The sequence below is a fragment of the Weissella soli genome (assembly GCF_001761545.1).
Lineage (GTDB): Bacteria > Bacillota > Bacilli > Lactobacillales > Lactobacillaceae > Weissella > Weissella soli.
In genome coordinates, this window is sequence record NZ_CP017326.1 from 918722 (window position 1) to 935279 (window position 16558).

At 44.4% G+C, this 16558-nt stretch carries 16 protein-coding genes and 1 tRNA gene; all 17 read right to left on the minus strand.

Annotated features, from left to right (window positions below; genetic code table 11):
• Positions 1-56: 56 nt before the first annotated feature.
• The 17 genes from WSWS_RS04340 to WSWS_RS04420 all read right to left on the minus strand — a co-directional run bounded on the left by WSWS_RS04340 (position 57) and on the right by WSWS_RS04420 (position 16484).
• Entirely contained in the window at positions 57-1442 is a 1386-nt protein-coding gene (locus tag WSWS_RS04340) for a CAP domain-containing protein (RefSeq protein ID WP_070230133.1), read from the minus strand.
• A gap of 301 nt (positions 1443-1743) precedes the next feature.
• Positions 1744-3255 (minus strand): glycerol kinase GlpK, encoded by a 1512-nt coding sequence (gene glpK / locus WSWS_RS04345; RefSeq protein ID WP_070230134.1) that lies wholly within the window; start codon positions 3253-3255, stop codon positions 1744-1746.
• 111 nt (positions 3256-3366) lie between these two features.
• Positions 3367-3552: a 2-hydroxymuconate tautomerase gene (locus tag WSWS_RS04350; RefSeq protein WP_070230135.1), complete on the minus strand. Its 186-nt coding sequence runs from the start codon at positions 3550-3552 to the stop codon at positions 3367-3369.
• 82 nt (positions 3553-3634) lie between these two features.
• The gene (locus tag WSWS_RS04355) at positions 3635-4561 is read right to left on the minus strand and encodes a YitT family protein (protein WP_070230136.1); all 927 of its coding nucleotides are present in this window, start codon (positions 4559-4561) and stop codon (positions 3635-3637) included.
• 152 nt (positions 4562-4713) lie between these two features.
• Complete coding sequence (rplS, locus tag WSWS_RS04360; protein WP_070230137.1) at positions 4714-5070, minus strand: 50S ribosomal protein L19; 357 nt, start codon at positions 5068-5070, stop codon at positions 4714-4716.
• A 125-nt stretch (positions 5071-5195) separates the two neighbouring features.
• Positions 5196-5807, minus strand: coding sequence for a rod shape-determining protein MreD (gene mreD / locus WSWS_RS04365; protein ID WP_070230138.1), 612 nt, complete (start codon positions 5805-5807; stop codon positions 5196-5198).
• Between the two features lie 246 nt (positions 5808-6053).
• Positions 6054-7190: a recombinase RecA gene (recA, locus tag WSWS_RS04370; RefSeq protein WP_070230139.1), complete on the minus strand. Its 1137-nt coding sequence runs from the start codon at positions 7188-7190 to the stop codon at positions 6054-6056.
• Between the two features lie 65 nt (positions 7191-7255).
• Positions 7256-7729, minus strand: coding sequence for a nicotinamide-nucleotide amidohydrolase family protein (locus WSWS_RS04375; protein ID WP_070230140.1), 474 nt, complete (start codon positions 7727-7729; stop codon positions 7256-7258).
• 151 nt (positions 7730-7880) lie between these two features.
• Positions 7881-7953: transfer RNA gene (locus tag WSWS_RS04380), tRNA-Lys, on the minus strand.
• 78 nt (positions 7954-8031) lie between these two features.
• Positions 8032-8886, minus strand: a complete 855-nt coding sequence (locus WSWS_RS04385; RefSeq protein WP_070230141.1) for a metallophosphoesterase family protein — start codon at positions 8884-8886, stop codon at positions 8032-8034.
• 1 nt (position 8887) lies between these two features.
• Positions 8888-10060 carry a multidrug effflux MFS transporter gene (locus WSWS_RS04390; protein ID WP_070230142.1) on the minus strand — a complete coding sequence of 391 codons (1173 nt, stop codon included), beginning with the start codon at positions 10058-10060 and terminating at the stop codon, positions 8888-8890.
• A 154-nt stretch (positions 10061-10214) separates the two neighbouring features.
• Positions 10215-11126 carry an RluA family pseudouridine synthase gene (locus WSWS_RS04395; RefSeq protein WP_070230143.1) on the minus strand — a complete coding sequence of 304 codons (912 nt, stop codon included), beginning with the start codon at positions 11124-11126 and terminating at the stop codon, positions 10215-10217.
• Positions 11126-11935 carry an NAD kinase gene (locus WSWS_RS04400; protein ID WP_070230144.1) on the minus strand — a complete coding sequence of 270 codons (810 nt, stop codon included), beginning with the start codon at positions 11933-11935 and terminating at the stop codon, positions 11126-11128. The genes WSWS_RS04395 and WSWS_RS04400 overlap by 1 nt, the downstream gene beginning before the upstream one ends.
• Positions 11936-11942: 7 nt before the next feature.
• Entirely contained in the window at positions 11943-12542 is a 600-nt protein-coding gene (locus tag WSWS_RS04405; RefSeq protein WP_070230145.1) for a GTP pyrophosphokinase, read from the minus strand.
• A gap of 237 nt (positions 12543-12779) precedes the next feature.
• A complete protein-coding gene (gndA, locus tag WSWS_RS04410; protein ID WP_070230146.1) occupies positions 12780-14213 on the minus strand; it encodes an NADP-dependent phosphogluconate dehydrogenase in 1434 nt (477 codons plus the stop codon).
• 180 nt (positions 14214-14393) lie between these two features.
• Positions 14394-15584, minus strand: a complete 1191-nt coding sequence (gene glf, locus WSWS_RS04415) for a UDP-galactopyranose mutase (RefSeq protein WP_070230147.1) — start codon at positions 15582-15584, stop codon at positions 14394-14396.
• Positions 15585-15587: 3 nt separating this feature from the next.
• Complete coding sequence (locus WSWS_RS04420) at positions 15588-16484, minus strand: glycosyltransferase family 2 protein (protein ID WP_070230148.1); 897 nt, start codon at positions 16482-16484, stop codon at positions 15588-15590.
• Between the last annotated feature and the right edge of the window lie 74 nt (positions 16485-16558).

Here is a 16558-nt window from a genome sequence, read left to right on the forward strand (position 1 = left end):
ACCGCAAAAAGAGCTCATGAATTTAACATTCATTAGCTCTTTTAATGTCTTAATGATTAGAATGAGGTTCCATTTGAAATACCGTCAATAATATTACCGTTAATCCCAAACCCAACCTTAGTTGTATCTGGACTTAACAACCACCGGCGATGTCCCAATGGTGAACCTTGCATACCAACCGAGGCATCATCAACATACCACGCATTAATTACTGGTTCGCCAGCGCCCCATTGGATCGCAATCACTTCCGGACCAGCGCCCCAACTCCAGTGGTCACTAGGAATTTCTCCAGTGGTCGCAATTTGATCGGCACGTGCTTGAGCCCGGGTGGCCAAACTAGCATCCCAGGTCACCTCACCAAGGCCCATTGAAGTACGCAAGGCATTCAAGGCATCTAATGTGGCTTGTTGGGCGGTAGAAATACCAGCGACTGTGGTTGATTCTGAGGCTGCTGAGCTACTTGCTGATGAACTAGCAACTGCACTACTTACAGATGACGCCGTTGAACTAGCGGCTGCACTGCTTGCTGATGACGCCGTTGAACTAGCAACTGCACTGCTTGCTGATGACGCCGTTGAACTAGTGGCTGCACTACTTACAGATGAGGCTGTTGAACTAGCAACTACGCTACTTGCTGATGAGGCAACCGTCGCTTCACTTGAAGCAACAACTGAGCTGGCAACCGTTTCAATCTCAGCAGCTGAACTAATCGTAGCCGTTGCAGAACTACTATCGACAGCTGCAACGGTTGCTACATCAGAAATAACAGTTGCTTCTGATGAGGCAGCGTCGGCAGTCGTTGTTACCGTAGTGGCTGCACTAACTGCAGTCGTCGTTGGAATGATGAGTGTCTGACCAATTTGCAGTGAGGTTGCGGTCACATTGGGGTTAGCCGCTTGAATATCTGTCACAGCAACGCCAAATTTATCAGCCAACTTGCCAAAAGTATCGCCATCGACAACTGTATAGGTCTGACCGTCAACTGAAGGTGTCGCGGTAGACGCAGCGACACTGGCCACAGCAGCTGATTGCGCTGGCGTTAATGCGGCTGCATCAGAAGACGCAGCGCTTTCTGATGAGGTATCATTTTCTGATGAGACCGTTGCGACTAATTGGCCATCTTCATTTGAACTCACATGCAATTGCTTATCTGACGTAGCGGTCTTCGTCTTCGTAGCCGTCTTGGCTGCTGCAGCAACCCGTGCTTGCGCGGCTTTAGCCTTTGCCACAACTTTTGAAGCTTTTACCACCCCGTTGTCTTTATCTGAACTCTTTTTAATATCCGTTTTGGTCGTTCCTTTGGATACTACAGCAAAATTTGCGTTTTGTGTGTCAGCAACCTTTTCGATCGCTGCTTGTACGCCTGGAAGTTGCGTCGTAGCGACAACCCCAAGTGCTCCCGCTACGCCGGCAATTGCTTTTTTATTAGTAATTCGCGCCATATCTCATACCTTCCTAAAACTATACTTAACCTATGATCATCTTACTTTCTATCATAACCCTAAATTCGCCAATACAATGGCGAACACATGTTCGCGTTAAAAATAAGAAGACTTTAAAAAAAGCAGTCAATGTGTGCCCACTGACTGCTTTTTGACAAACGTATAAAATCCGTGGATTTATGCCGTTTTTAATTTAATTTGTAGAGAAAGCCAAGCTTAATATCTTAAGACCAAGCTATTTGACTGCAGGTTTGTCTGTCATGTTACCTAAATGTAACTTAAAATATACAATATCGTTATACTATTCGACATCTAATGGGAACATACGTGCTGCTTCAACAGCCTTTTGCCAGCCTTGGTAGGCTACTTGCATGTCTTCAGCGTGCTGTTCATCCGGTAACTCTACGGTAACTTCATCGCTATTTGGCAAGGTCGCAACTGAATCCCAGTAGCCAACTCCCAGTCCAGCCAAGTAAGCCACCCCTAATGCAGTTGTTTCTAATTGGTCTGGTCGACTAATTGGGGTAGCAATTAGGTCAGCTAGGAAACGTTGTAGGTAGTCATTAGCAGCTGCCCCACCATCAATGACCAGGGTTGAAATATCTAATTGGGTATCAGAAATCATCGCGTCCAGCACATCCTTAGTTTGGTAGGCTAGCGATTCCAACGTGGCCCGCACGATATCTTCCCGACCAGTCGCGCGCGTTAGGCCAAACATTGCACCACGCGTATTTTGATCCCAGTATGGGGCACCTAATCCGGTGAACGCCGGAACAAGGTAAACCCGCTTGGGGTGGTTTTCACGTGACCGATCAGCCATCTCAGCCGTTTCTTGTGCATTTATAATGAGTTGCAAGCCATCCCGCAACCATTGAATCGCCGCTCCTGCGATAAACACAGAGCCTTCCAGGGCATAAGTTACCTTACCATCTAGACCATAGCCAATCGTGGTTAACAAGCCATGTGTTGAAATAGCTGGTTGCTCACCAGTATTCATCACGATAAATGAACCCGTACCAAACGTATTTTTGACGTCACCAGTTTTAAATGCCTGGTGCCCAAATAAGGCTGCCTGTTGATCCCCAGCAATGCCGGCAATCGGTACCTGGAGGCCAAAGAATACAAATTCAGCCGTATACCCAAAGATACCTGATGAGTCACGCACTTCTGGCAAAATATTTGCTGGAATATCAAATAGTGCTAACAATTCTTCATCCCATTGCAAATCATGAATGTTAAATAGCATCGTCCGAGAGGCATTTGAATAATCGGTAGCATGCACCGCACCATTGGTTAACTTCCACAGGAGCCACGTATCAATCGTCCCAAATAGCAAATCCCCCTCTGCTGCGAGCTCACGTGCCCCAGGTACATTCTCCAACAACCACATAATTTTAGTCGCTGAGAAGTACGAATCAATCCATAAGCCGGTTTTGTCGTATACCTTTTGGGTCAGCCCTTGCTCTTTGAGTGCATTCGCAAAAATATCTGATTGCTTTGATTGCCAGACTACTGCATCAGCAATTGGCTCACCGGTACGACGGTTCCACAAGACCGTAGTTTCACGTTGATTGGTAATACCGATTGAGGCAACTTTATAAGGCTTGATATTGGCATTGATTACAACTTCCGCCATCACTTGGCGGGCATGTTCCCAAATCACATTAGCATCATGTTCAATCCAACCAGATTGCCTAAAAATCTGGGGCAATTCTTTTTGTGCCGTAGCCACCTTATGACCATCATGATCAAATAATATCGCTCGTGTGCTGGTCGTCCCCTGATCCAGCGCTAAAATATATTGTTGTTCCATGAGTTCCCCTTTATTCCTAATCAGGCTTGCTATCCTAATGATATTATTTTAGTGCATAAAAAAACAAGGAATTTCACTAAAAAATTCCTTGCTTAATAATTTTTTATGAGTTTACTTCTCTGAACGCAACGTGCCACCGTCCATAAAACGATCAGCATGTAGCTCATTAACCATCACTTTGATGGCTGAACGAGGAACCCCAATGTTCTTTTCGACTGCGTCAGTAATGTCAGACATCATCGCCTTTAATTGAGCCTCTGAACGTCCTTCAACTAGTTCCACGTGAATAAATGGCATAATCTATCTCCTTGAGGAAAAACTTTTTACTTAGTTTACCACAAGTCTAACTATGTGAACAGACACACAATTAAATAATTGACTATTCATCCAAAGCCGCTTTAATTTGCGCTTGGGCGGCCAAACGTTCACTACGTACTTGTGATTGTAATTCCTCATTCCAAAAATTGGTAGAAGTCTCAATCGTATTCACGACATTGATAAATGCATCTGGATCAACCGACTTAGTCAGCCGTTGCATATCATTCATCTCGTAACGTGACAAAACCATCATCAGTGTTTGTGAACCTTCACGTGTGTAAGCACCCCGCGAATCAATAATCGTGATGCCCCGAATCAAATCGTTTTGCAAAATGCGCACGACATCTTCGGTATGCTTAGTCACAATAAACGCCGTTAACTTTTGATGTGATGTATAGATCTTATCCACGGTCACTGAGGTTGCATAAATACCAATAACTGTGTACATCGCATTTTGCCAACCAATAAAGGCACCCGCTAATAGGACCACAACCCCGTTAATTGCAAGGTTAATGAAACCAATCGACCGCCCCGTCCGCTTCTGCACGGCCATCGCGACGATATCCATCCCACCAGTCGAAAAACCAAGTTTGAAGGTGATTCCAATCGCCACCCCAATCAGGATCCCCCCAAACAAGGCGGCCAAAATTGGATCATGTGACACCAAGGTCGTCTTAGGCAACATGACTTGTAAGAACGCCGCCAAAAAGTTATTTAAGAAACTTAAAATGGTGAAATTCTTACCAGCCCAAAACCAACCAACAATCGCAACGGGGACATTGAACGCAAAGGCAATGAAACCAACTTGCACATTCACTCCAAAAACTGTCTTAAGAAAGAGGCTGATGAGTTGCGAAATACCATTAAATCCCGCTGAAAAAATATTGTTTGGGATTAAAAAATTATTCAAAGCAATCGCAATTAAAGCGCTAGCGATAATAAATACGCCAATGCGTAATAAGATGTCGCGTGTACGAGAAACTAACACATCCCCTACCTCCTTACAAAGTAACTTCAATTATTTTATAGTACCACAACCCTAATTGATACGATATGGTTTTTTGGTTATAGTTTTTCACATGCAATTTTCTTTTTTAGAAAACAGAAAAGGCACCCAAATTGGATGCCTTTCCTGTGAAATTAAACGCGACGAGCTTCTCGGATACGAGCAGCCTTACCATGCAAGGCACGCAAGTAGAACAACTTAGCGCGACGAACACGACCATGACGAGTAACTTCGATCTTTTCTACACGTGGTGAGTGTAATGGGAACGTACGTTCAACACCAACACCGTTTGAAATCTTACGAACAGTGTAAGTAGCTTGAATACCAGCTCCTTGACGCTTGATAACAACACCTTCGAACAATTGAACACGTTCACGGGTACCTTCGACGATCTTAGCGTAGACACGTACTGAATCTCCAGCGCGGAAGTCAGGAACATCCGTACGCAATTGTGACTCAGTCAACTTTTCCAATAATGCATTTTGACGCATAATCAAATCTCCTAGCCGACATTCTTACGTCATCCGACCAGCGGAATATCGTTAATGTGGTTTTAAAACCAAACATTAGTGTACCAAATATAGCCACATACTGCAAGCATAATCATTTAGAAAGATTAACGTTGCGAACGACGGCGCAATGGCATTCGCCCATCCAATTGCTTACTAGCCACATCATAACTGGCGATGTCTGGGATCCGCGACCCATTATATAGCCAATTCAACAAGCTAAAGAAAATGACATAGAGCATAATATTTAGAATTAGGGATGGGAACATGTGGAACAAAATAAAATTCTCACCACTCATATCAGCCACGTTAATCACCCCAAAAGCCAAATAATCAAAGATTAAATAGGCACTCAAGGTTAGGAACCAGGTACTCAAGCCCCATAAAAAGCTGGTTGTAAAGTATTGTTGAATCGATGATGCTAACCACACCATCAACGGGAAGCCAATCATTGAGACCCCCACATAGCCCGTGTAGTAGATATCGTAAATCAGGCCGGCAATAAATGCCGTGCCATACATATTCCAAGTTGAAAGCTGGTCTTGGGTCCCAGAAAGCAGTGGCATAATTATCGCCAAAATCACCAGGTAAGGACTGGCGGCCATGGGCATTTTATACAAAACTTCAGCGCCTTGGAAGGCAATTGAGCCATCCAGTAGCAAAGCCACAAAGACAAGCAAAGGGTGCACCCACCAGGTACGTAAATATTTAAAAAACATAGATATTCCTCAATCTATTTTTTAGTCATCACTAGTTATCTACCTATTAGTTTATGCTTTAACCAGGCGATCCGTCAAACGGAAATAGAAAAGGAATTGACGTTTGGCCAATTCCTTTCTTTCATGATTCTAGTTAGCGGTAGCACGAACTAACCGACTACACAGCCTGGCAAGAGAAGCCTGCTACTTCGCACCCTGAATGTCAGTGCCGTGCATTAAACTCGTGGTTCATGCTACTGCTAGTCATTATTCTTCAATGTTTAATTCAATATCATCGGCGGCAGCTTCGGCAACCACCTCATCATTTGAGCCATCGTTAGTACCGATGTATGCTGCACGAACCTTGCTATAGATGTCATCATAAATCGCTTGGTTTTCAGGATCTTCAAGCCAACGGATAACATTAACCTTACCTTGACCAATTTTTTCACCATTATATGAGAACCACGAACCAGACTTATTAATGATGTCCTTGTCCGAAGCCAAATCGATCATTTCACCGGTCTTTGAAATGCCCTTACCAAACATGATTTCAACTTCAATCTCACGGAATGGTGCAGCCACCTTGTTTTTAACAACCTTAATACGCGTCAAGTTACCCACGGACTTAATATCATCCCCATCGGCCTTGGTAGCGTCAATGCCACCTTTACGACGTACGTCTAAACGAACCGTTGAATAGAACTTCAAGGCACGACCACCAGGTGTAGTCTCAGGGTTACCAAACATGATACCGATCTTCTCACGCAATTGGTTAATGAAGATGGTCGTTGTGCCAGTCTTTAAGATCGCACCTGACATCTTACGCAAAGCTTGTGACATCATACGGGCTTGCAAGCCCACCGTTGAGTCACCAATTTCACCGTCGATTTCGGCTTTTGGTGTCAAAGCGGCAACAGAATCGATAACTACCATATCAATTGCCCCTGAGGTGATCAAAGCATCGGCAATGGCCAAGCCTTGTTCACCAGTATCAGGTTGTGATAGCAACAATTCATCTACATTCACACCCAACGCCTTGGCGTATTCAACGTCCATAGCGTTTTCCGCATCAATATAAGCCACGATCCCACCATTACGTTGTGATTCAGCCACTGCATGCAATGCCAAGGTTGTCTTACCTGAAGATTCAGGTCCATAAATTTCAATAATACGTCCCTTAGGATAGCCACCAATACCTAGTGCAATATCCAATTTAAGTGATCCAGTTGGCGTTGATTCAATTTTGGCAAATTGAGACTCACCCATTCGCATAATTGACCCCTTACCGAAAGACTTTTCAATTTTCTTCAAAGCATCATCCAATGCTGTTTGCCGATCCTTTGGATCAATGATCTTGCCTTCAATTTTCTTGTTTGGATTAATATTTTTTCCGGATGCCATTTTTATATCCCCATTAGTTCTAACTTAATTTATTATAGTATAACCTAATTTAAAGCCCCTGCCAACTAATTTTTACTTAATAAATTAGTCAGTTCATCTAAGGCTTGTTGGACACTCTGCTGGCGCACCACTTGTCGATTGCCAGCGAAGTGTCCTTGGGCGATGTGCACCTCATCGTGATCATCAATAATCGCAATGAACACCGTCCCTGCCGGTTGCCCCTCTAATTCATCAGGGCCGGCCACCCCGGTAAAACTCACCGCCCAGTCAGCCTTGGTTTGGTACTTGGCTCCACGGGCCATAGCCTCAGCCACTTGCGCTGAAACGACGCCATGGCGTTGAATCAAAATATGGGGCACCCCGATTAATGCCTCCTTCATCTCAGGTGAATAGGTCACAAAGGCCCCTTTTAAGGCCGCTGAAATGCCACTCACTTCAGCTAATGTGCTGGCAAATAACCCCGCCGTCAAACTTTCCGCGCTAGTAATCGTTTGTTGCTTTTGAATTAATAACTCGCCCACTTCGCTCACTGTTGCCATTCAATTGTCCACCTTATTTCTAAATATCATCGCTTACTTAATAAAGAGTCCGTACATTTAAATTTGTTGTATCTCCATTTTAACATTTTTCAATGACGTTCCAGTGACAAAAAAAGCGTATCCAGAGGATACGCCTAATCGTAAATATAGATGGACAGTCAGGGGCTCGAACCCTGGACCCACGGATTAAGAGTCCGTTGCTCTACCAACTGAGCTAACTGTCCAGATCAATTCAACTTAAATATCATACACCTTCAGAAAATCAAATGCAAGTTTATTGTGGTTAAATTGATTTAAATAACTCATTGGCCACCGGTATTACCGGATTGACCAGTTTGCTTTTCGAACTCAAAGCCGGTTAAAGCCACGGTCATCTTTTCTGTGTCACTTAGCACGCGTGGTTCATTTGGAATACCGAATTTAGCCAAGACATCCGCATAAGTCAACTGATTTGCATTCAGATACTCCACTAACAGGGCTAATTCATGGCGTTGCTCAGGCGTGGGTTTATTGATCGTAATCGTCTCCCCAAAAGCACGTTCAATGGAACGATCAAAACGCTTATTTTCAGATTCAACGGCGTAGATTGCTTCAATCGTCGCCTGGCGCTCTGCCAATACTGGGGTCAATTCATCAAATGAAATGGGGGCACCGAAGCGTCGCGTCTGCATCAAGGCCGAGTCCAACGACAAATTAACCATCCCCGCACGCTGGTACTCCGCTTCGTGGATATGACCATGGATTGACAAAATTGGATAAGGTAAATCAATCGCATAATGACTTAACCAGACTTGATAGCCATTAATTTTAAGGGCTTTCGCTGTTGTCACAACCTCCACCAGACCAGTCGTTTCCTCTTTTAAAGCGGCCTTTAGTTGATCACTATGATCATGATTGCCTTTGAAAAATACCTTATGACCATGTAAGCGTTGCAACTGCGTGATGAAATCTTGCTTCTTACGAAACATACCAAGGTCACCTAAAAAATAGACCGTATCATCGGGCTTGATAATGTCGTTCCAAGTTGTTTCAAGATAGGTATCCATATTGGCCACCGTTGGCTCAATGCCTAAAGCTTGCAGACTGGCTGCCCGTGATTTATCAAAATATAGAATCTTTTCATGATTAAAATGTGTATCCGAAATAATGTATTCCATTTTATTCTCCGTATCTACTCATCCGATAAAACAGATAGGCCACTAATAAAGTGACGAGCATTAGAATGGCCATTGGTGCATAGCTTGTTTCACCAAACAGACCAACCACTGGCGCCATGATACCAGCGACTAAATAGCGTGATACACCCAACAGCGCTGATGCAGCGCCTGAATGTTCACGCTGGCCAGCCAATGCTAAAGCCATCGACATACCAAATGTACCACCCAAAGCTGAGATGGTTAGCATCAATGTACCAACAAACAGCCATAGATTGGGTGAAAATGCCAACGTGCCAACCAGTAATAGCGCACCGCCGATCGCGATTTTTATGAACCAGCCCAGCGTGGCATAGGCCCCGATATGCCGGGCAATGCGCCCACTAATATAGGTCATCACCGCCATGCCAGCCCCATTTAATGCATAAATAATGCCAAAGGCGGTCGTTGATAGCTGAAAATTTTTCTCCAAGACGAAGGTTGACCCAGCAATATAGGTAAACAGCGTAGCCATAATCGCCGCCTGTGCGATGAGCATCCGCGTGAAATGACGGTTTTGTAACAGCTTCAGGGACGCGGTCGACCTCACTATCTGCTGGGCCACCAGTGGTTTTCTCGTTTCCGGCAAAAAAAACACCACACCTAATAATAAGCCAAAACTAGTAATCGTTAGTACCCAAAAAGTCATTTGCCAGTCGGCCAGACCAACGACGATTCCCCCGAGCACTGGTGCTAATACCGGGAAGACACCATTAATTGTTTGATTAATCGTGACATTTTTGGTTAATGCTGGGCCACTAAACACATCGGTTAAGATGGCCAGTGACAAAACGATGCCAGCCGAGCCAGAGAGCCCCTGAATAAAGCGCAAGGCAATCATCAACCAAATATTTGGTGCAAATACGATTGCCAATGAACTTAACGTGAACAACAACATCCCCGCAATCAACGGCCGCCGCCGCCCAATATGGTCAGACCAGGGACCAATCAACGCCTGGCCCAATGCAATGCCAAAGAGGGTTGCCGTCATCGTGATTTGTGCCAGCGAAGCCGATGTCTCTAGATCATGTTGTAGTGCCGGTAATCCTGGCAAATAAAAATCCATGGCTAGCGGCGCAATCCCATTTAACAGGCCTAATAAAATAATTTGCAAACGCCCAATCTTTTTTTCGTTCATTCTCAATCCTCGTCAATCATTTATCATGATCAACCCTCACGCCATTTCCTTAGTTAAACACCCAATTGACAGTGTGTCGTTCGCGATATGTATGCAGTACAAAGAAAATGACTTAGCCGATCTAACTAAGTCATCTCACTTCTTACTGCGCTCATTAAATCTTATCCATGACCGGTTCGTAACCGTCCATGACCGCCACAAAGTCAGCTGGCATGGATGCAATATATGACTTTTGCTCCTGTGCAAATGGATCATACCAACTCAGCCAAAAGGCATGCAAAGCCTGTCGTTGAATGCCCCGATCAAGTGGTCCACCGTAGATTTCATCACCCACTAATGGGTGACCAATATACTTAAAGTGCACGCGAATTTGATGAGTGCGCCCCGTATGCAATTGCACTCGGACCAAGGTTTGATTACCGAAACGCTTGATAACCCAATATTCTGTTTGTGAAGCGCGACCATCCGCCCGCACTTCACGACGAATAAAATCATCATCCATGCGGCCAATTGGTGCATCAATAAAGCCGTAATCATCTGGTAAATCACCATCTACCAGGGCATAATACCGCTTGTCAACGGTGTGTGACTGTAATGCTTTATCCAACAGGCCATGGGCAAAACGATGCTTAGCCAACAAAGCAACTCCGGAAGTGAACCGATCCAAACGGGTCACTACGTGGGGGACTAAGTCTTTGGCACCGGATGCCATCAAATAACCCTTGACCCGGTTAACCATTGTGGTTTCACGATCAGCTTTACCGGGAACTGAGGTCACCCCAGCTGACTTATTGACGACCAACCAATTTTCATCTTCAAATAAAATATCCAGTGGTAAATCAGATGGCGGAATAATGGTATTACTTTCTTCTGGTGGCATCACCACCGTGATTTTTTGACCCTGCTTAATTTCATCAATCGTCGCCGCGTGTTGTCCATCTAACAAGATGTTCCCGCCCCCACGCTTAATGATGCTAAACATGCGGTGAGAAACCCCGCGTTGTGCCAAAAAGGCTTTAATTTTTAAGCCACCTTCGTCCAATTTTGTCCAACTAAATGTGGCCATTAATTTACCTCGTCCCCAATGAAACTATTTCGTACACGGTGCCAAAATGGCGTATGCCGGTACTCTGCAAATGAAATATGTTGCTCCGCTGCCCGAAATTCGACCCATTCAATATCCGTGGTTTCAACCGTCAAGTGATCATATGCCAAGGTCACCGAAGCGTTATTATTAATTTCGGCAATACGCACCACTTCGTTTCTACCAATAATCAAGGGGGACCCTAGTGTCCGATATACCCGATTATTGATTGAAGCAATTTCTGATAGTTGGACTGATGCCAAGCTAGGGTGCAAAATGGCCCCACCATTGGCCTTATTATAGGCCGTAGAACCCGTCGGTGTGGCCGCGGTTAAACCATCTCCCCGAAAGCGTTCAAAAAAATCGCCATCGATGGTAATATCAGCCACCAAGGTGCCCCGTGGTCGCTTAATGGCCGCTTCATTTAACGCCAACACATCTTCTTCAATGCCTGACTTATGATGTACGCGCATCGTTAACAACGGATACTGAACGGTTTTCGCCTTATCCACGAGCAATGATTCCACTAACTCGGGCAGTTCAAAACTTTGCCAATCAGCATAGAAACCCAGATGGCCTGTATGTACACCGATAAATCGTACTTTTTCTAAATCGTCAGCATAATGATGGAACGCGGCCAAAAGGGTGCCATCGCCACCAACTGAAATCACCACTTCTGGATTTTCATCGTCAATCGTGAATTCATGGGGATGGGCACTAAGTAAATTTAGCAGGTCCTTGGCGACCGTCACTGTTTGCTCAATGTCATTGTGATAAATTGCAATTCTCATTTTCCGCCTACTTATTGATCATCGTAACTTCTTCTTGAATATCTTGAAACATGGTATCCACTCTCATTGAAAGTGTGGCTACCTCTTCCAGCTTATCTTGAACGTCACTTGGAATTTCACCGTCGAATTTATAATTAATCGCATGTTCAATCGTTGCCCACACATTCATTTGCATGGTCCGAATCTGAATTTCGGCAATCAACTTTTTTTCACCAGAGATGGTTTGGATAGGATATTCAATCACCACATGGTAGGACTGATAACCTGAAGGCTTCGCGTTGGTCACGTAATCACGCTCTTCAAGAATCACCATATCCTGCCGTTCACGTAGGAGATCGACGACGGTATAAATATCTTTGACATATTGGGTCATAATCCGTAAGCCCGCAATATCTTGCATGTCTTGCTCCAAACGATCCATCGCGACATGCCGTCGCTCAGCCTTTTCAATGATGTTTTGCTGTGCCTTAACGCGACCGGTGATAAATTCAATGGGGGTATGCACGCCAGCCGTTTCAAACTCAATCCGCATTGCCCGCAATTTTACTTTTAACTCTGCGACTGCTTGTTCATATGGTTGTAAAAATTCTGTCCAATTTTCAATCATGGCAGCCTCCTATTTTAACTTTGATTTTTGTACTGATCGTTTGCTAATGATACCAAACAGTACTATTTTATCACAAAAAGAACCCGCGTTTTTTCGGATGCACACCAATAATCGCCACTAACGTCACAAAGGGCACCAGAATAGGCCCGGACTGGCCTTGCAGGATTAGCTGATGACCACAATAAATTAAAACTCCTGTAACTAAATTAGCTACAGGAGTCACTTTTACATTAAGTGTTATGCTTCTTCATACCAAGTGTAGTGGAACATTTCACCACGGTCCTTGTCGACACGTTCATACGTGTGGGCACCGAAGTAGTCACGTTGCGCTTGAATCAAGTTAGCAGGCAGAACTTCTGAACGATAACCATCGTAATAAGCTACCGCTGCTGACAATGATGGTGCTGGCACGCCAGCTGTCACTGCCAAAGCAACGACCTTACGAGCGGCTGTTTGGTATTCCTCAACAATGCCTTCGAAGTATGGATCCAAAAGCAAGTTGTGAATCCCTGGGTTAGCATCGTAGGCATCCGTGATACGTTGCAAGAATGATGCACGGATGATGGCACCCGCACGCCACAATTGCGCAAGTTCACCAAATGGCAAATCCCAATCGAAGTGTTCTGAGGCCATTCGTAACTGATCAAAACCTTGTGCATAAGACATGATCTTACCAAAGTATAGCGCCTTACGAATGTCTTCCTTCGTCGCTTCAACATCGCCTTCAAACGTAAATTCAGGACCAGCCAACACCTTTGAAGCAGCGACACGGTCTTCCTTCATTGCTGAAAGGTAACGGGCATAGACTGACTCAGTAATCAGTGATTGTGGTGCTGAAACTTCCAAAGCTGATTGTGAAGACCACTTTCCAGTACCCTTGTTACCAGCAGCATCCAAAATCATATCAACGATTGGCTTACCTGAACCCATGTCATCTTTTTGTTGCAAAATATCAGCTGTGATTTCGATAAGGTATGAATCAAGCTCACCCTTATTCCAATCAGCAAAGGTAGCAGCCAATTCATCAGCTGACAAACCAAGGACCCGGTGCAACAAATCATATGACTCAGCGATCAATTCCATATCGCCGTACTCAATACCATTATGCACCATCTTGACATAATGCCCTGCCCCGTCTGGACCAACATATGAAACAGTTGGCTTACCATCTTCTGGGGCCTTTGCAGCAATCTCCTTGAAGATTGGTTCAACCAAATCATAAGCTTCTTTTTGGCCACCAGGCATCATTGAAGGACCTTGCAAGGCTCCTAGCTCACCACCAGAAACACCGGTTCCGATAAAGTTAATGCCTGATGCGGCTAATTTCTTGTTACGTGCGATCGTATCTTCAAAGTAGGTGTTACCACCATCAATCAAGATATCACCCTTATCAAGCAAAGGTACCAATTCATCGATAGTCGCATCGGTTGGTGCCCCTGCTTTAACCATCATCATAATACGACGAGGCTTCTTAATTGATTTTACGAAATCAGCCACGGTCTTGGCTGGCACAAAGTGCTTATCAGCATGCTTTTGCGCCAAGTCTGCCGTTTTTTCATATGAACGATTAAAAATTGCCACAGTATATCCACGTGACTCAACGTTCAATGCTAAGTTACGTCCCATGACGGCTAACCCAACAACCCCAAAATCTGCCATTTCGTCTGCCATATTTACAGTTCCCCCGTAATAGTTCTGTTACAACATCTACTCGTATATTATATAACTCTTTATCAAAATAGTACGTGAATAAGTCACGAAGAGTTTTCGAAAATATTTATGCTATCTAAAAATTAGTAGTATGCTCACATATAAAAAGCCCCACATAGTACACTATGCCGGACTTGTTAGTTAATGAAATTCATCATGGGCAAAATTAAAGTCAGCTGCAATGCCAAACTCCTTGCGCACTTCGTTCAAAGCAGCATTGAACACTTGGTCCATGTCAAAGTAACGATACTGTCCTAACCGGCCACCGAAAATAATATCAGGATGTTCAGTCCGCGCCAATTTCGCATATTGCTTATAAATTTGCGTATTCTTCTCATCATTAACTGGGTAGTAAGCTTCCTTGCTACGATCCCAGGTCTGTGGGTATTCACGCGTGATAATGGTCTTACCTTCATCGGCTAAACCATCGAAATGCTTCCATTCCATTACTCGCGTATATGGTGTCTCTGCATCCGTGTAATTGATGACCGAGTTACCTTGGTAGTTGTCTGAATCAATGACTTCATGCTCAAAGCGCAATGAGCGGTACTCCAATTCACCAAACTGGTAATCAAAGAATTGGTCAATCATCCCTGTGTACAATACATGCGCAAATTCGGGCAAGATTTCATCTTTGATATCAAAAAAGTCCGTGTTCAACATGACGTCAATCAAGCCATTTGACTGGGCCATCATATTCTCGAAAATTTGCGTATAGCCACCAACGGGAATTCCTTGGTACCGGTGATTAAAGTAGTTGTTATCGTAGATGAAACGGACTGGCAAACGCTTAATAATGAACGCTGGCAATTCAGTTGCCTTACGTCCCCATTGCTTTTCCGTGTAGCCCTTAATCAGCTTTTCGTAAATATCCGTACCGATCAACGAAATTGCTTGTTCTTCCAAGTTACGAGGGGCCTTATCACCAAGATCAGCCAGAGCAGCCTTCTTTTGCTCTTCAATCTTCGCCTTAGCCTCGTCAGGTGTCTTAGTTCCCCACATCTCGTAGAAAGTGTTCATATTGAATGGTAAGTTGTACAAATCGCCCTTATAATTGGCCACCACTTGATTTTGATAACCATTAAATTCAGCGAATTGACGAATATAATCCCAAACTTCTTTGTTGTCGGTATGGAAAATATGGGCTCCAAAATCGTGCACCGTGATGCCATGCTCCGTATGCGTGTACATATTACCACCGATGTGGGCCCGTTTTTCAACAATCAATGAGCGCTTACCGCGTTTAGCGGCTTCATAGGCAAAAATCATGCCAAATGGACCCGCCCCAATGATGAGATAATCGTAATTTTTTGTGTTGTATTTATTAGCCATTATTTACTCCTCATAACGATCTGCAAATTCAATATCCGGATTAAACTGCTTACCAGCAGCCACACCCTCACGCCAAACCTTCAAGCGTTCAGCGCGATGACTAATGCCTGGTAATAGTCTTAATTGTAAGCCCTCACCATAAATTCGCAAATTCGACTTTATACGACCAAGCAAGTCGCGCTTGGCACCATAGTATTTTTTATTGCGATACGAATAAAAATACCGGGGTAAGCGCTCCAGCGAATCGTGTAAAATGTTTGAACCGACATTGGCGCCCATCTTGTGTATCACCCGACTAGCCGGTACGAAATAACCGGGAGCAACCCGGCCAGCCCGTTCAGTATATTCAATATCATCACCCCAAATGAAGAACGCCGTAATTGGCAAACCAATTTGTGCCACCACTGCGCGTCGCACAAGCAACGAAACAAAAGTCGCGTTCATCAATTCAACCGGGGTTGTTTCATTTTCTGGAATTTTAAAAAGCCCATGCTTAGGAGCCGGATTGTTCATCTTCGCACGATGACCATCGATCCAGCGGACATCTGATGACAAAAAGCCAAAGTGCGGTTCTGTTTTGGCAAATGCCAGCAACTTCCCTAAAGCATCGGGTGCTGGCACCGTGTCATCATCCATCAGCCAGACAAACTCATCTTGTGTGTGCTCCATAAAGTAACGGACACCATGATTAAAACCACCAGCGCCGCCTAAATTCTCCTCTAAACGCACATACTCGATTGCCGTACCCAGCTTGGTTAAGTATTCTTTTGTCTCTTGATCCGAATGATTATCAACCACAATCAAATGGTCTACCGGTGTCTCAGATGCTTGCAAGGCTGCAATCACTTCCTTGAGCAACGGTAACCGGTTGTATGTCACAACCACTGCACTTGTTGTCATATTTCTTCTCTCACCATTTCGTTCTTATGCAAATTTTGCAACCAATAATAAGATTATCATGGATGGCTTAAGAC

Coding starts and splice junctions, on each gene's coding strand:
- WSWS_RS04340 (WP_070230133.1), bottom strand. CDS start 1,442: ATGGCGCGAATTACTAATAAAAAAGCAATTGCCGGCGTAGCGGGAGCA.
- glpK (WP_070230134.1), bottom strand. CDS start 3,255: ATGGAACAACAATATATTTTAGCGCTGGATCAGGGGACGACCAGCACA.
- WSWS_RS04350 (WP_070230135.1), bottom strand. CDS start 3,552: ATGCCATTTATTCACGTGGAACTAGTTGAAGGACGTTCAGAGGCTCAA.
- rplS (WP_070230137.1), bottom strand. CDS start 5,070: ATGCGTCAAAATGCATTATTGGAAAAGTTGACTGAGTCACAATTGCGT.
- mreD (WP_070230138.1), bottom strand. CDS start 5,807: ATGTTTTTTAAATATTTACGTACCTGGTGGGTGCACCCTTTGCTTGTC.
- recA (WP_070230139.1), bottom strand. CDS start 7,190: ATGGCATCCGGAAAAAATATTAATCCAAACAAGAAAATTGAAGGCAAG.
- WSWS_RS04375 (WP_070230140.1), bottom strand. CDS start 7,729: ATGGCAACAGTGAGCGAAGTGGGCGAGTTATTAATTCAAAAGCAACAA.
- WSWS_RS04385 (WP_070230141.1), bottom strand. CDS start 8,886: ATGGAATACATTATTTCGGATACACATTTTAATCATGAAAAGATTCTA.
- WSWS_RS04390 (WP_070230142.1), bottom strand. CDS start 10,060: ATGAACGAAAAAAAGATTGGGCGTTTGCAAATTATTTTATTAGGCCTG.
- WSWS_RS04395 (WP_070230143.1), bottom strand. CDS start 11,126: ATGGCCACATTTAGTTGGACAAAATTGGACGAAGGTGGCTTAAAAATT.
- WSWS_RS04400 (WP_070230144.1), bottom strand. CDS start 11,935: ATGAGAATTGCAATTTATCACAATGACATTGAGCAAACAGTGACGGTC.
- WSWS_RS04405 (WP_070230145.1), bottom strand. CDS start 12,542: ATGATTGAAAATTGGACAGAATTTTTACAACCATATGAACAAGCAGTC.
- gndA (WP_070230146.1), bottom strand. CDS start 14,213: ATGGCAGACGAAATGGCAGATTTTGGGGTTGTTGGGTTAGCCGTCATG.
- glf (WP_070230147.1), bottom strand. CDS start 15,584: ATGGCTAATAAATACAACACAAAAAATTACGATTATCTCATCATTGGG.
- WSWS_RS04420 (WP_070230148.1), bottom strand. CDS start 16,484: ATGACAACAAGTGCAGTGGTTGTGACATACAACCGGTTACCGTTGCTC.